The organism is Spongiivirga sp. MCCC 1A20706 (assembly GCF_046524175.1).
Lineage (GTDB): Bacteria > Bacteroidota > Bacteroidia > Flavobacteriales > Flavobacteriaceae > Spongiivirga.
Genome location: NZ_JBEFZF010000008.1, coordinates 77,412 through 93,484, shown reverse-complemented (window position 1 = coordinate 93,484; position 16,073 = coordinate 77,412). Strand labels below are relative to the sequence as shown.

Genomic DNA, 16,073 nt, shown 5'->3' with positions numbered 1-16,073 from the left:
AGTAAATTTTTCTAATTATTCAGCATCACCGGCATTACCAGCATTGTAATTTGTTCACCTTCATCTAAACCATCAATAGGAGTAAGAATCCCTGCACGGTTAGGAAGTGACATTTCTAACTGAACGTCATTTGCATTTAGGTTATTCAACATTTCAATTAAGAAACGTGAGTTGAATCCTATTTGTATATCATCACCTTGATAATCACAATTTAAACGCTCCTCTGCCTTGTTGCTATAGTCTAAATCTTCAGCAGAAATATTAAGTTCTGCTCCAGCAATTTTCAAACGAAGTTGATGTGTAGTTTTATTAGAGAAGATAGAAACACGTCTTGATGAGTTTAAAAACTGATTGCGTTCTACTGTTAATTTATTCGGGTTCTCTTTAGGAATTACCGCTTCGTAATTTGGATACTTTCCATCAATTAATCTACTTACTAATTCGGTGTTTTCAAATGAGAATTTAGCGTTGGAATCATTGTATTCAACCTTCACCTCCGCATCATTACCTGCCAAAATGCTTTTTAAAAGATTTAAAGGCTTTTTAGGCATAATAAATTCTGCTACCTCAGAAGCAGCGATATCTTCTCGGGTATATTTTACCAGTTTATGTGCATCAGTAGCAACAAAAGTCAAATTCTCGGGTGAAAATTGAAAAAATACACCAGACATTACCGGACGCAAATCATCATTACCGGCAGCAAAAATAGTTTTGCTTATAGCAGTTGCCAACACATCACCTACGATAGTAGTCGAGCTTGGATTGTCAAGTGAAACTGTCTTTGGGAACTCAGCACCATCTGCATACGCCACTGCATACTTACCATGATTAGAGCTAATCTCTACCGTATTATTATCCTGAACTACGAAGGTAAGCGGTTGTTCAGGAAATGTTTTTAAGGTGTCTAATAACAATCGGGCAGGAACTGCAATATTTCCTGTCGCATCCGATTCTACTTCTAAAACTGATGACATCGTCGTCTCAAGATCTGAAGCTGATACTTTTAAAGTGGAATTATCTAATTCGAACAAAAAATTATCTAGAATAGGTAGCGTATTACTGTTGTTAATTACGCCACCTAAAACTTGTAAATGCTTTAAAAGATACGTGCTTGATACGATGAATTTCATGTGAAGTAGTCTCTGGTTTAAATTACTGACAAATATAGGTAATCCCTTTGTTTGCTAAAACAAACTTATTAACATTTCTAACGGTATTTTTTCTTTCTGATGAGGTTAAATAAAAATCCAAAAACTGTTAGTGCAATTAACGGAACCACCATATTAACAATTTGCCATTTAGTACGTTGTTCAATCACTTTCTGTTGATCTAAAAAAGCAATTTTTATTTCTTTTGATCGAATATTTATCAAACCGTCGTCATTCAAAAGATAATTTACTGCATTCAATAGGAACTCTTTATTACCATACTGTTGTCCAGTCCAGCGATCGAATCCAAGTTCTAAAGGCCGACCTTGTTGAAATTGATTTTTTACCACATCACCGTCAGAAACAACGATCATCTTGGCATTCCTTCCATCTTCCATGGTCGAGTCCATCTTGAATGGTTTAATTCTGTTTTTATAAACTGATTTGAATTTTCCTTCCAACAAAACAGCCAGTGGTATATGTCCGGCAGTATAGCTCTGCAAATCCGGTTCTTTTTCTACAATGTCAAGTGAGATTATTTGTGGTGTTCCAACTTTTTTGGTTGCCGCAGAACTTTGCAGTAAGATCGTTTTCTTAATACTATTTTTAAGGGTGTCTAACGGATTTGCAAAATCAAATTTCACCAGATTAATATTATTAGAAATAGGGTGGTTAGTTGCAGCATCTGCCAGGGGCGAATAGAACCATTTTACAGGAACAAAGCGGGCATTATTGCCTTCTCCCGTAGCCAAGGTGATCGGAGCCGAGTATAAGTCGTTTACCAATACTGGATTTACTCGTACGCCATATTGAAATAGCATATCATTTAGGTTCAACTCCCTGTTAAACGCAAGTGCTTCCCCATTCTGCCTTAAACTATCTGTTTCCATATTAACAGCATCTAACAACCATAGACTGCTTTTGCCTCTCATGATAAATTGATCGATAATCATTTTTTCCTTATCTGAAAAAGCGATAGTGGGCTTGGCAATAATGGCAAGATCAAATCGCTCAAGATTTTTAAGGGTTTTTATTGGTTCATTATTCAGGGAATCTAAGTCGAAAGGTGCTATAAAGTACGATTCTTTTAAAGTAGATAAAAAGTCAATCAAATACCGGTCTTCAAGTTGTCCATTTCCTTTTAAAACCGCAATTTTTCTTTTCTTAGGATTCACCAGTCTGCTAAAACCATCAGCAAAAGCATATTCTAATTGTTGAACAGAATTGGCGACGCGTTCTTCCTGATTTGCTCCCAATTTATTTTTCATTAACGGTATACGAACAGTGCGATTTTGATAATTCGCAATGGCCCAAGGGACGATTAGTTCTTGCGAAGTTTTTCCATTTTCAGTGACTGTAACGTTAGCGGGGGTTAAACCTAGCTGCACAAGTTGTTGGGTAATAGCATTCGCATTTTCTTCTTCTTCAAATGGGTCAATAAAGTTGACTTGCACTTTATCATTATGATTTTCAAACTCCCTTAGTAACTGCTGTGTTTCTAATTGTAGGCGTTTAAATTCTGATGGAAAATCACCTTTCAAAAAGACATCAATAAAAACTGGAGAAGTTGCATTGTCTAGAGTGGCAATAGATGCTTCCGAAAGGGTATAACGCTGATCCTCGGTAAGATCAAAACGTTTATTAGCGGTAAAACCAAGCCCGACTATAAAACCGAGAAATATGATGGGTAAAGCATATTTTTTAAGGTCAATTTTCCTGTCTAATAACACCTGGGTGGTAATTAAAAACAGAAGGGTGAGCCCAATAAAGTAGCAAATATCAGCAATACTGATCACACCACGACCGGTACTTTCATAATGCGAATTAATACCTAGGCTTTCAACGAAAAGATCGGCTGAACCAAAGAGTTCAAAACCTGCAATACCATCAAATCCTAGATAAAATAAGAAGCACAAGAATACCCCACTAACAAATGCAATTATCTGATTTTGAGTAATAGCAGAAGCGAAGACGCCAATAGCCGTATATACTGAAGCAACTAGAATTAAACCAGTGTAAGAGCCGATTACACTGCCGCTATCAAATGAGCCTTCAGGATTACCTAATTTCGAAATGGTAAGTACATACAGTAATGATGGTAATAAAGCCAATAGCACTAATAAGAATGAAGCCAAATATTTTGCAACAATGATCTTAAAGCGCGAAATGGGTTTTATCAAAAGCAGGTCGAGGGTGCCCTGTTTTTTTTCTTCAGAAAAACTTCTCATGCAAACTGCAGGAATTAGAAATAACAGTACCCAAGGAGCTAGTTTAAAAAATCCGGACAGATCGGCAAAGCCAGAATTCAGTATGTTGAAATCTCCATTAAATACCCATAAAAATAGTCCGGTTACCAATAAGAAAATGGCGATTACCAAATAGCCGATTGGGGAAGAGAAAAAACTGTTTATTTCTTTTTTTAGTATGCTTAACATAAAATGTTATTCGGTTTTGGGGTCATTTACCACATAGAGGGTATCAACACTCCATGCTTCAGGTTTATCATTAAATAATGCTTTGGTAGCTTTCCAAACTTTTTCAAAATAGTCAGAATGTCTATAGGCATTTAAATGCGCTTCACTTTGCCAATGACTATAGGTAAAAAACAAGTTAGGAGTGTTTTTATCTTGATATAGCTCTAAATGATCGCAACCATGAAACCCTCTAATTTTCGACTTACTATCTTCAAAAATGCTAATAAAATCCTCAATATGCTGAGGGTTAAAACTCATTTTTACAATTCTTACCAACATTAGCTAAAATTTATAGTTATGGTATCTCTATAGTCCAAGGCATATAATGAAGATGCTCCGCCCACAGTCATTGGGTTACTTTTATAAATAGCGACTTCTAAAAATGAAGCAGAATTAAATACAATAAGTCCGCTACCATCTACTTGACGCTCGTTAATTGGAATGTCAAAATTTACAAAGTCACTATAGTTGTTATATATTTTGGTAAAACGGTGGTTTCGCACTGAAATTTCGAATGACCTGGTTTTTCCAATTTCATCAAACAGTTTTCGAGTAATGTTCGTAACAACATTACCGTAGTTGTCAATGTAAATAACGTTACCAATTATCTGATTCCCCTCGGTATTAATCGACGGTTTGATGGTGGTAAGCTGTTTTATTTCTTTGGCTTGTTTACCAATAACATCTAAAGTTCCGCCTCGAGCAATATGGCATGCGACTTTCACAAATACATCAAGTACAGTAAAACTGGTTTGCATGGTATTATGTATGTTAATCTCGACCATTTTTTCCGCAACAAATTCCGAACTAATCATTGAAACGATGCCATTATTTGCACAAATAAAATAGTGTCCATCCATTTTTAATGCTATATGCCTGTTTTCAGGAGTTAATTCAGCATCAATACCTATAATATGAATACTCCCAGCGGGGAAGCTTTTATAAGCATTTTGGATTATGTAGGCCGCTTCTTGAATATTAAAGGGAGAAACATCGTGTGAAATATCAATAACTTTTGCATCAGGCAGCTCCTTATAAATTGCTCCTTTAACCGCTCCTGCAAAGTGGTCTTTTTTACCAAAATCCGTAGTTAAGGTTATTATTGGCGTTGGCAAATTGTTGATATTTTTTTAATTAGGCAGATATAAAAAAACGTAAGTTTGTCTTATGTCATGGTCACTATAACAGGCTTCATAACATATATAGGACGAAAGTATATTTTTTCGATATAAAATTAAAGTGTTCTCGAAAAAGTTACCCACAAACAATGGTGTATATCCTTATTTTAATAAAGCATTAATTATTAAATAGATCGCATTTGAACGAACTTACAATCGAACTTTCTGAGATCACGCCAAGAGATTTCTTCGGACAGCAAAACGCAAATATCAAATTATTAAAGCAATATTTCCCTAAGCTTAAAATAGTTGCTCGTGGTAATAAGATAAAAGCCTACGGAGATGAAGAAATGTTAGAAGAGTTTGACAAACGTCTCGAAATGTTAATCGCCCACTTTGGTAAATACAACAAGCTTGACGAAAATGTGATCGAGCGGGTGCTGACCAGTAATAGCAGTGCAGATTATCAGACTTCAAAAGAAAGTGACGCTGTATTAGTTCATGGTGTAAGTGGCAGGTTGATAAAAGCACAAACAGCCAATCAGCGTAAATTGGTTGAATTAAGCAAAAAAAATGATCTTATTTTTGCTATCGGGCCAGCAGGTACTGGTAAAACCTATACTGGTGTTGCATTGGCAGTCCAAGCCTTAAAAGCAAAAGAAGTTAAACGTATTATTCTAACTCGACCAGCGGTTGAGGCAGGTGAAAATCTTGGATTTTTGCCAGGGGATCTTAAAGAAAAGTTAGATCCGTATATGCAGCCTTTATATGACGCATTACGCGATATGATACCGGCCGAAAAGCTGGAAGCACATATTGAAAAAGGAATTATTCAAATAGCTCCTCTAGCTTTTATGCGCGGTAGAACCTTAGATAACGCATATGTTATATTAGACGAGGCTCAAAACACCACCCATGCTCAAATGAAAATGTTCTTAACGCGTATGGGGAAAAATGCTAAGTTTATGATTACCGGCGACCCTGGACAGATTGACTTGCCAAGAAGAGTAATTTCAGGATTAAAAGAAGCCTTATTAGTACTTAAAAATACTCAGGGAGTCGGAATGATATTTTTAGATGATAAAGATGTGATTCGTCATAAATTGGTGAAAAAGATCATTGCAGCATATAAGGCTATCGAAAACCGCGATTAATAATATAAAATTGTCAGTTCAAGTGAATTTGATTGAATGTTTTTAAGATCAAATTAGTATCGAGAACTTTTATACTTTCAAGAAATAGATGAATACCATTACCAATACCAACTTCAATTTCCCTGGGCAACAATCAGTATATAAAGGAAAAGTACGAGAAGTATATAGTTTAGATAATGACCTTTTGGTGATGATAGCGACCGATCGTTTATCAGCTTTTGATGTGGTAATGCCAAAAGGGATTCCCTATAAAGGCCAGATTTTAAATCAGATCGCTACCAAGTTTATGAAGCAAACCGAGGATTTGGTGCCCAATTGGTTAATCGCAACTCCAGATCCTAATGTAGCAGTTGGACATCGGTGTGAGCCATTTATGGTAGAAATGGTCATTCGCGGTTATTTAAGTGGTCATGCGGCTAGGGAATATAAAGCGGGTAAGAGAATACTTTGCGGAGTATCTATGCCAGAGGGCATGATAGAGAATGACAAATTCCCAGAACCAATTATTACTCCAGCAACCAAAGCAGAACAAGGCGATCATGATGAGGATATTTCGAGAGAAGATATCCTGTCAAAAGGCATAGTTTCAGAAGAAGATTATTTGGTTTTAGAAGACTATACAAGAAAGCTCTTTCAACGCGGTTCGGAGATTGCGAAGCAACGTGGGCTCATTTTGGTGGATACTAAATATGAGTTTGGCAAAACCAAAGATGGTAAAATCGTTTTGATAGATGAAATTCATACTCCCGACTCATCTCGCTATTTCTATGCAGAAGGCTATCAAGAAAGACAAGAGAGAGGAGAAGCGCAAAAACAGCTTTCAAAAGAATTTGTACGCCAGTGGTTAATTAGCAATGATTTTCAAGGGCTGGAAGGGCAAACAGTGCCTGAAATGAGTGATGAATATATCAAGACAGTATCAGAACGCTATATCGAATTATATGAAAATATCATGGGAGAGGATTTTGTAAGAGCTGATATTAGTAATATTCAAGAACGTATTGAGAAAAACGTACTTCAATATCTCACGGCATAATGTAGAGGCTTCTAGATCAGACTTCAGTACTTTCTTTTTCGCTTTCCTCAGCCAAAAGTCTTAATCACTTACTCATTAATCTACTTCCCTCATTGCAGATTGTGGTAACCAAAGGTTGTATCTAGTTTAGTGTAAAATTCAAAAAGACACTAGGATGAAACGACTTATAACATTTTTAATTCTTGTTTTCATTACAACGGGAATTTCAGCACAAGAAATTAAAATTACAGGAACGGTTACTGATGCCAATGACGGCTTAGCATTGCCAGGCGTAAATGTGATGGTTAAAGAAACGATTAATGGTACTTCCACCGATTTTGACGGTCATTATGCCATAAAAGCATCGAAAGGTCAAATTTTAGTGTTTTCGTATATCGGTATGATCACCCAAGAAGTTGTAATATCAGATCAAACAACAATTAACGTATCACTAGAAAGTGATGATACAGCATTGGAAGAGATTGTGGTCATGGGTTACGCCACAAAAAAGGTAAAATCGGCTACTGGATCAGTAGTTGCTGATTATGCACCTGCAGAGTCAAGAAGTTCAACTAAAGGAGAGCGAAGACGGTACGAGCCACAATCCGGTCAATTAACAGCCGGTGAGATTAATGACCTAGAAAAATGGGAGGAGTGGTTAAAAGTGTCAAATGAAGATGAAGCAAAAAGGATAAAAAACAACTGGGGCTTCTTATTACAAGAAAAAATAGAGGTCTATGTGACCGATGAAAATGAGAATCCGCTACCTAATGCCCAGGTAACTATTTATAATGAACTTAATAAGTTAATCATGAGCACCCGTACCGATGTGTTTGGCAAAACGGTATTATTTAAAGATTCAAATGGTATTAAAAAAACTAAATACTATCGTGTTCAGGTTACTCATAATAATCAAATTAAAGGAAAGAAAATCACCAACGGTCATAAGGAGTTAAACTTTCAACTTACTAATGGTAAACAAGATAACAGCATCGATATTATGTTCACCATTGATGCTACCGGTTCAATGGGTGACGAAATTGCTTACTTAAAGGCAGAATTAAAAAACATAATGAACCGAATCGATAGTAGTATTGATGAAAAAAGGGTTGCCCTTACATTTTATAGAGATATAAATGATGAATATGTTGTTAGGGATTTCGATTTTGATACCAACATAAATAAGGTTCAAAAAAGCTTAGCAAATCAATATGCAGGAGGAGGTGGAGATTATGAGGAGGCTGTTGAGGTAGCACTTAAAAACAGCATGCAACAGTCGTGGAATAAGAATGCTAAAGCACGCATGCTGTTTTTGTTATTAGATGCACCTCCTCATTTAAATCAAGAAAATGTTGTGACTATTAAAAAACAGATCGCATTGGCAGCCGAAAAAGGAATCAAGATCATACCTGTAGTAGCAAGCGGTGCTGATAAGAATGTCGAATTTCTAACACGGTTCTTCAGCATAGCAACGAACGGAACCTACGTTTTCTTGACGGATGATAGCGGAATAGGGAATCCGCATTTAAAACCAACAACTGATAATTATAAAGTGGAAAGACTAAACTACTTGTTGGTACGATTAATACAAAAATATGCTGGTGTAAAAACAGATATTCAAATGGCCAGCAGATAATGATGTTGAGGTATGAGTTATGAGCGACGAATTTTGAAAAACACCAACTACTAATTACTCACTACTCATTACTCAATACTAAAGGAAAATACATTTGGTTGGAGGCGAAGAGCACCAGTGATCAGTTAGTTACTTAGTTGGTTTGGTGCTCTTTTTAATTTTCAGGTAAATACTCCTTGGGAATAGGCAAATCAGGACGTTCGCCCGTCCAATAAATATTAGTGACCCAATAACGGGTACCATCAAAAAATAGTTGAATACTATTGATGCCTCGGGCAAATGGTTCGGTATCAGAAACATTTTTAAATGATTCATAAGTACTCCAAACATGCACTAAGCTACCAAAAGTCTCCGTTTTACGATGAAGTTCCTTTTCAAAAAAGCCATTTTCTTCTAACCACTTTCCCGATAGTTCAATATAGTCTTTAGTAGTTAAATACCTCGGTGTGTTAGCACCTTGTCTATTGCGGCCTGAAGGAATTAATTTGGCATCGTCTAAGAACAAATAATTAAAAAGCTCCCAATTTCGCTTTTGTCCTTTCGGCCCCGAAATAACCGCATACAATGTTTCAATGGTACTGTCTAAAGTCGATACTTTTTGTAAATATTCATTTTCTTGGGCCTCACCAAAACCAAAAAAAGATATCGCTATTATTAGAACGTAAAATGATCTTTTCATGCTAATGTCTGTAGTTGTTTAATAGTTAAAGTTAATCATTATACTTTTTAAAAATATCAGAAACCACCTCTTCAATCTTTTCATTTTTTATCCTTTTTTCATAAAGGCTTGCTGAAGCTACGCGGACATCACAATCTTTTACCGGACAGCGCTCACAAGTAACGCCAACATTTACATGTTTTATTGCACGATCATCAATAAAAGAAATCTTTTTTTGCAGTTGTTTATTAATTAACAAGCCAAGACTAATACTACGAAATTGATCAGGGTGAAAAGGATCTTTAGTCGCTGATGCTAAAACTAAATACGATTGATTATCTTCTTGATAATGCGAGATCTGTAAATCAAAAGCATGATCGACGTTAGACTGTTGTAGCTGATGGATTACTTTTAACGAAACCCATCTTCTACAATAATGCTCGTTACTTTCATTAGCATGCGGCGAATGTTGATGCGTAAGGTGTAACTCTTTATTTAAGGAATATGATTCACTTCCTTCTTTATGAGTAAATCGAAGAAAAAACAAATTATTAAGCCCAAAATCTCTGGGTAAGATATTGGTCAATCGCTGGTAAACTGATTCCGGCGAGGCATTAAAAGCCTCAAATAATGAAAGGAATTTGGAGTTATCAAGCGCTTCACCGTTAAATATTGAAATGAGCTTTTCTGAGAGTGCTTTTCGGGGTAAAATTAATGCACCAGCAAAATAGCTGGCATATAAATTATTCAATACCTGGTCAAAATTTTCAAATTTGATCCAAGAAAATGTATAAAGGCGATCAGTAAACCCTAAAAAATTATAGGCAAGCTCCTTAGCATAGATAAACGCCTTTTGCGCATCATCAATGTGATCTGCTAATAAGAGGGTTTTTGTTTTGGGTACAAAAATAGATCGCAATGAATAAAGTTCCTTATGGGTTTTAAGATCTTGATCATTAATAGTGTACCCATATTCTTCGATCAAGATATCTTCAAGTTCATCTGTTTTTATCGGTTGTTGCAGGTTAATTTGATAGGCTTCTGCAAATTCTAGTACTTGTTCTTCTAAAAATTGAAAATAATTATTATTCGATTCCTGGTACGATCTAACAGAGGCTAAATAAAAGCTCTCCCTACTTAAATTGTAATGTTTTGCGATTTCAATGACCGTGCTTATAAAGGTATTGGTCTTAACAGGTGCTTCTGAAATAATATCGATGAGGTCAGATTCTTTTATGCCAAAGTGGTCTAAAGGAATTTCTTTTAAGATTTTTGATTGTAAAATTTCACCAATTGGAGCTAGGTTTTTATCTAGCTTTAAGGAAACGAGATTGTCATAGGGGACATCTAGTTTCTCCGATAATAATGCAATTTTATCAGTTTTGGGATACTTTTTCCCTTTTTCAATCTCATTTAGGTATGATTTAGACAAGCCAGTTAGCTTTGACAAGCCAAACAAGGATAGTTTTTTGTCAGTTCTTAACTGTTTTAACTTCAGTCCGAAAATTAATTTGATGTATTCCTCTTCCATAATTCTCAAACAAAGATATTCTTTTTTGCGAATTTATTAAAAATTGCGAAATAATAATATTTAGCGAACGTTCGCTTGTATTTATTGATTCTTTGTTTTAATATTGTTTTCTAAATAAGCGAAACATGGAACAGTTAGCAATCCAAACAGCAAAAATTCAATTTCATAACAGGATAACAAATCGATATCCTGAATTATTAACATCTGAGGCCCTGGAGTTTTTGGCGGCATTACAACTTCGATTTAATGAAGAGCGTCTTACTTTATTAAAAGCACGAAGAAAACAACAGCGAGGTTTTGATAAAAACGAGTACCCTGAATTTCCAAAAGAGACAAGGCATATTAGGGAGGCAGACTGGAAGGCATCTTCAATTCCGGACGATTTAATAGATCGTCGTGTTGAAATAACCGGACCAGTAGATCGAAAAATGATAATCAATGCTCTCAATTCTGGAGCTAAAACCTTTATGGCTGATTTAGAAGATAGTAACTGTCCGTCATGGAGTAACTGTATGGAGGGACAGCAGAATTTAATTGATGCCAATAGCGGAATTATTGAGTTGCTTGATATTAAGAAGCAAAAACACTATCAGTTGAATTCGAAGACAGCAGTGCTTATTGTTCGTCCACGTGGGTTACATATGAATGAAAAACATCTTCGAATTGACGGAGAGCATATGTCAGCTAGTTTGTTTGACTTCGGGCTATATGTATTTCACAACACTAAGATTTTAATGGAGAAAGGAAGCGCCCCATATTTCTATCTGCCAAAGCTTGAACATTATAAGGAAGCTGGTTGGTGGAATAAGGTTTTTGAATTTGCCCAGGAGTATTTAAGTATACCAAATGGTACTTTCAAGGCTACCGTATTAATTGAAACAATTACAGCAAGTTTTCAGCTAGATGAAATTATTTACGAATTAAAAGATCATATTGTAGGGTTAAACTGTGGTCGTTGGGATTACATTTTTTCCTACATAAAGAAGTTTAGAAACCATGATGGATTCATAGTCCCAAACCGCGATCAAGTTACAATGACCACTCCCTTTATGGATGCATATTCAAAGTTGGTTATTCAACGGTGTCATAAGCGAGGTATTCTGGCAATTGGTGGCATGGCTGCTCAAATTCCTATCAAAAATGATCAACGTGCCAATGAAAGAGCACTTGAAAAAGTAAGATTAGACAAAGAGCGGGAAGCGAAAAACGGACATGATGGTACATGGGTTGCACATCCAGGACTGGTTGAGCTGGCTATGAATGAGTTCGATAAGTATATGCCAACACCTAACCAAATGCATATAAGCAGAGATGACGTGAGCATTACAGCAATGAATTTGGTAGAAATCCCGCTAGGAACGATCACGGAAACCGGTATCCGTAAAAATATTAATGTAGCTATTCTTTACCTAGAAGCGTGGCTTAGAGGAAACGGAGCTGTAGCCTTGTATAATTTAATGGAAGACGCAGCAACAGCGGAGATCAGCAGAACACAGGTATGGCAATGGCTTCATAATGAGGTAAGATTAGAAGATGGTCGCTTTTTTAGTCTAGAACTTTACGAGCAGTTGTTAGATGAGGAGGTGGAAAAAATCATTACAGAGTTGGGGGATGTAACTATTAGAAATACACGTTTTGAAAGTGCGATTAATCTGTTTGATTCCTTAGTACGTAACCCGGAGTTTGAAGAATTTTTAACAGCACCGGCTTATCAAAATATCTAGATGACAATACAAAAAAAAGAATCCCATCAAAATGCGGTCACATTATAAACGGGATCCTTAAGAATACTTAAATAAATATCAATTGTAAAATTATGGAAACAAAAGACAAAATTCAAGCATTAGTAACAGATTGGCTTACCAATCCAAGGTGGAAAGGTATTGAACGTCCTTATACCGCTAAAGAAGTTATTAAATTACGTGGGTCATACACTATTGATCATAGTATTGCAAGACTTGGAGCTGAAAAGCTTTGGAAAAAGTTAAAAACACAGGATTTTGTAGCGGGATTAGGAGCTTTAACCGGAAATCAGGCTGTTCAGGAGGTTGAAGCTGGCTTAGAGGTCATTTACCTAAGTGGGTGGCAGGTGGCGGCTGATGCAAACTTAGCTGGACAAATGTATCCCGATCAGTCACTGTACCCCGCTAATAGTGTTCCGCAAGTGGTAAAAAGAATTAATAATGCTTTATTAAGGGCAGATCAGATACAAGTGGTAAATGGAGTTGATGATAAAAAAGACTATCTGGTACCTATTGTAGCAGACGCAGAAGCAGGATTCGGTGGTAATTTAAATGCATTCGAGTTAATGAAATCAATGATTGAAAATGGAGCGTCCGGTATTCATTTTGAAGATCAACTAAGTTCTGCTAAGAAATGTGGTCACTTAGGGGGTAAGGTACTGGTACCGACTCAAGAAGCTATTAATAAATTGGTAGCTGCTCGCCTGGCGGCAGACGTAATGGGTGTTCCATCAATCATTATAGCACGCACCGATGCCGATGCAGCTAATTTATTGACAAGTGATATTGATGATAGAGATAAAAAGTTTTGTACCGGAGAAAGAACTGCTGAAGGCTTCTTCCATGTCAAAAATGGGATTGAGCAGGGGATTGACCGTGGGTTGAGCTATGCTCCTTATGCTGATTTGATTTGGATGGAAACTTCAACACCTGATTTAGAACAAGCAAGGCAATTTGCAGATGCGATACATGAGAAATATCCAGAAAAAATGCTTGCCTACAATTGTTCGCCTTCGTTTAATTGGGCGGCGAAATTAAGTGAGGCAGAAATGGAAACATTTCGTGAAGAACTCGCCGCAATGGGTTATAAATTTCAATTCATAACACTTGCTGGCTTCCATGCTCTAAATACCAGTATGTTTGAGCTTTCAAGAGCTTATAAACTTCGTGGAATGGCTGGCTATTCTGAATTGCAACAACGAGAATTTACTTTGCAGTCAGATGGATTCAAAGCAGTAAAACATCAGGCGTTTGTAGGTACTACCTATTTTGACGCAGTACAAAATACGGTGACCGCTGGTACGTCAAGCACAGTAGCGATGAAAGACAGTACGGAGGTGGCGCAGTTTTAATTAGATTTTAGTTAGGTTAATAAAAAGGGATCGTGAAAAACGATCCCTTTTTTAATATATAAATTGAAAAACTCAAAAAGAATAGTATAAAATTTTAAAAAAATCTCATTTATTATGTTTAAAAAATCATATATATATAATAAACAGAATCAGGTATTAATTATAATATATGCTAAATTAGTATATTTATGCTAAATTAATATATATGTCTATTTCCAACTGTCCTAACTGTGGTTCAGATCATTTTGTGAAAAGTGGAATTATTAAGAATCGCCAGCGGTATCGATGCAAGTCTTGTTCGTATTATTTTACTGTGAATAAGCTTGGGAAAAGAATCGATGAATATTATGTTAACAAAGCTTTGCAGTTATACTTAGAAGGTTTAACCTACAGGGAAATAGAGCGAATTCTAGGGATATCTAATGTTAGCGTAATGAACTGGGTCAAGAAATATAATATTAAAAGACCTGCAAATTTTAATTATCATCCTACATATAAGATACTGAATGCGAGTGAGCTGGCTAGTTTTTTTCAAAAAAAAGAAAATATATCAGGAGCCGGAGTTGTAGTTACGGAATTAGGGGATAAGTTTATGCTTATAAAATGGGAGCGATTTAGGGATTAACTATATTATTAGCAAAAAACTATATTAATTTTTTGTTAGCAAATGAATTTGATGAGTTTAGTACTGCACGTAACTTTTTTATTTAGTACTAACCAAAATTCATTTTTTTATGAAAAACAGTTTAAAAAATCTGTTGCTAGTGTTTTGTATTGCAACAGCTTCTGTAAGTTTTGCTCAAGGAATCACAGAATATACTGGAGGTTTTAAAGTGAAGCTGAACGAAGATGGTTCTAAGTATTTTAGGATGATTACCTGGGGTCAATTTTGGGCTCAATATCAGGACGATGTACCCGATAATACAAGCAAACTAAACTTGAGTGTTCGTAGAGCACGTTTGTTAACGTATGCTCAGTTGAATAAAAAGTTTTTGATTCTAACGCATTTTGGACTTAACAGTCTTAATGGAAATAACATAAGTCCATTGGGAAAAGGTGAATCAGCACAATTATTTTTTCACGGTTTTTGGGGAGAATATCGTTTAGGTGAAAATCATGCTATTGGTGCTGGTCTACACTACTGGAACGGTATTTCACGTCTTAATTCGCAAAGTACTTTAAACTTTATGACTTTGGACAATAACCGACAGTCGTGGGCTACAATCGGACTTTCGGATCAATTCGCAAGGCATATCGGGGTGTATTTAAAGGGTAAACTTGAGAAATTTCACTACCAAATCGCATTAAACGAAGCGGTTTCTGACAACTTGCAGGCAACCGTAGATCCTGTTAATGGCGGGCCTGCCATTTACGCTGGACGCAGGCTACTAGGATCAAAAGATGCGGGCAAGACCTATGCCGGCTATTTTGATTATCAATTTTTGGATCAAGAATCTAATTTTTTGCCTTATCGTGTAGGGAGCTATCTGGGAAGCAAAAAAGTGTTTAATGTAGGTGCTGGTTTTTTCCTGCACCCTAGTGGTTCTGTAGTTGCTGACGCAACAGGTAACCTCACTGGGGAAGACGTTTCTATTTTTGCTGTTGATGCATTTTACGACAGTCCGTTAAGTGATAACGGGGACGCCATAACTGCGTATGCTACGTTTCAAAGCAATGATTATGGCGAAGATTTCCTTTTAGGTACTACCTATGCCACTGGTAATATGATTTATTCTCATGTAGGATATTTATTACCGGGTGAGCAAGGTAAAACCCGCTTTCAACCCTATTTATCATTTAATACAAGACAAATCGATGCCATTGATGACAACGCCACGCGATTTGGTTTTGGCGCAAATGCCTATTTTACTGGACACCATTCCAAGTTGAGTTTAGAATATAGTAACCAAAAGTTTGGTGATGCCGATGCTATTGGTTCGGTTACACTACAAGCAATGATTTACCTCTAAAACTATAATTATGACTGATAAACAAAGGGCGGTAGCCTATTGGAAAGAAAATTTGAAGTATTTATTAATTCTCTTGAGTGTGTGGTTTATCGTATCCTATGGATGCGGGATTCTTTTTAGGGAAGCGTTAAACGAAATAAGGCTAGGAGGCTTTAAACTTGGATTTTGGTTTGCACAGCAAGGCTCTATTTACGTCTTCGTGATACTAATTTTCATTTATGTACGATTAATGAACAAATTGGATAAAAAATACGGTTACGACGAGTAATCAATAC

Annotated in this window: 14 protein-coding genes; 8 read left to right on the top strand and 6 right to left on the bottom strand. The window is 36.2% G+C overall.

Annotated features, from left to right (window positions below; genetic code table 11):
• Window positions 1-11: 11 nt before the first annotated feature.
• From dnaN to ABN763_RS16840, 4 genes are all read right to left on the bottom strand, one after another.
• Entirely contained in the window at window positions 12-1,130 is a 1,119-nt protein-coding gene (dnaN, locus tag ABN763_RS16855) for a DNA polymerase III subunit beta (protein WP_410486670.1), read from the bottom strand.
• Between the two features lie 77 nt (window positions 1,131-1,207).
• The gene (gene gldG, locus ABN763_RS16850) at window positions 1,208-3,583 is read right to left on the bottom strand and encodes a gliding motility-associated ABC transporter substrate-binding protein GldG (RefSeq protein ID WP_410486669.1); all 2,376 of its coding nucleotides are present in this window, start codon (window positions 3,581-3,583) and stop codon (window positions 1,208-1,210) included.
• A gap of 6 nt (window positions 3,584-3,589) precedes the next feature.
• Window positions 3,590-3,901 (bottom strand): putative quinol monooxygenase, encoded by a 312-nt coding sequence (locus ABN763_RS16845; protein ID WP_410486668.1) that lies wholly within the window; start codon window positions 3,899-3,901, stop codon window positions 3,590-3,592.
• A complete protein-coding gene (locus ABN763_RS16840; protein ID WP_410486667.1) occupies window positions 3,901-4,737 on the bottom strand; it encodes an S-adenosyl-l-methionine hydroxide adenosyltransferase family protein in 837 nt (278 codons plus the stop codon). The genes ABN763_RS16845 and ABN763_RS16840 overlap by 1 nt, the downstream gene beginning before the upstream one ends.
• 203 nt (window positions 4,738-4,940) lie before the next feature.
• On the opposite strand from ABN763_RS16840, the gene ABN763_RS16835 reads away from it, so the two are divergent.
• From ABN763_RS16835 to ABN763_RS16825, 3 genes are all read left to right on the top strand, one after another.
• Window positions 4,941-5,894, top strand: coding sequence for a PhoH family protein (locus ABN763_RS16835; protein WP_410486666.1), 954 nt, complete (start codon window positions 4,941-4,943; stop codon window positions 5,892-5,894).
• An 88-nt stretch (window positions 5,895-5,982) separates the two neighbouring features.
• Window positions 5,983-6,930 (top strand): phosphoribosylaminoimidazolesuccinocarboxamide synthase, encoded by a 948-nt coding sequence (locus ABN763_RS16830; RefSeq protein WP_410486665.1) that lies wholly within the window; start codon window positions 5,983-5,985, stop codon window positions 6,928-6,930.
• A gap of 154 nt (window positions 6,931-7,084) precedes the next feature.
• Window positions 7,085-8,545 (top strand): carboxypeptidase-like regulatory domain-containing protein, encoded by a 1,461-nt coding sequence (locus ABN763_RS16825; RefSeq protein WP_410486664.1) that lies wholly within the window; start codon window positions 7,085-7,087, stop codon window positions 8,543-8,545.
• Between the two features lie 154 nt (window positions 8,546-8,699).
• Here ABN763_RS16825 and ABN763_RS16820 read toward each other — a convergent pair whose 3' ends face one another.
• Window positions 8,700-9,224 (bottom strand): hypothetical protein, encoded by a 525-nt coding sequence (locus ABN763_RS16820; protein WP_410486663.1) that lies wholly within the window; start codon window positions 9,222-9,224, stop codon window positions 8,700-8,702.
• A 31-nt stretch (window positions 9,225-9,255) separates the two neighbouring features.
• Entirely contained in the window at window positions 9,256-10,734 is a 1,479-nt protein-coding gene (locus tag ABN763_RS16815; protein ID WP_410486747.1) for a helix-turn-helix domain-containing protein, read from the bottom strand.
• 125 nt (window positions 10,735-10,859) lie between these two features.
• On the opposite strand from ABN763_RS16815, the gene aceB reads away from it, so the two are divergent.
• The 5 genes from aceB to ABN763_RS16790 all read left to right on the top strand — a co-directional run bounded on the left by aceB (window position 10,860) and on the right by ABN763_RS16790 (window position 16,066).
• A complete protein-coding gene (gene aceB / locus ABN763_RS16810; protein ID WP_410486662.1) occupies window positions 10,860-12,458 on the top strand; it encodes a malate synthase A in 1,599 nt (532 codons plus the stop codon).
• Between the two features lie 92 nt (window positions 12,459-12,550).
• Entirely contained in the window at window positions 12,551-13,828 is a 1,278-nt protein-coding gene (gene aceA / locus ABN763_RS16805) for an isocitrate lyase (RefSeq protein WP_410486661.1), read from the top strand.
• Between the two features lie 205 nt (window positions 13,829-14,033).
• Window positions 14,034-14,453 carry a helix-turn-helix domain-containing protein gene (locus ABN763_RS16800; protein ID WP_410486660.1) on the top strand — a complete coding sequence of 140 codons (420 nt, stop codon included), beginning with the start codon at window positions 14,034-14,036 and terminating at the stop codon, window positions 14,451-14,453.
• 109 nt (window positions 14,454-14,562) lie between these two features.
• Entirely contained in the window at window positions 14,563-15,798 is a 1,236-nt protein-coding gene (locus ABN763_RS16795) for a hypothetical protein (RefSeq protein ID WP_410486659.1), read from the top strand.
• Between the two features lie 10 nt (window positions 15,799-15,808).
• Window positions 15,809-16,066 (top strand): DUF4212 domain-containing protein, encoded by a 258-nt coding sequence (locus ABN763_RS16790; protein ID WP_410486658.1) that lies wholly within the window; start codon window positions 15,809-15,811, stop codon window positions 16,064-16,066.
• The last annotated feature ends 7 nt before the right edge of the window (window positions 16,067-16,073 follow it).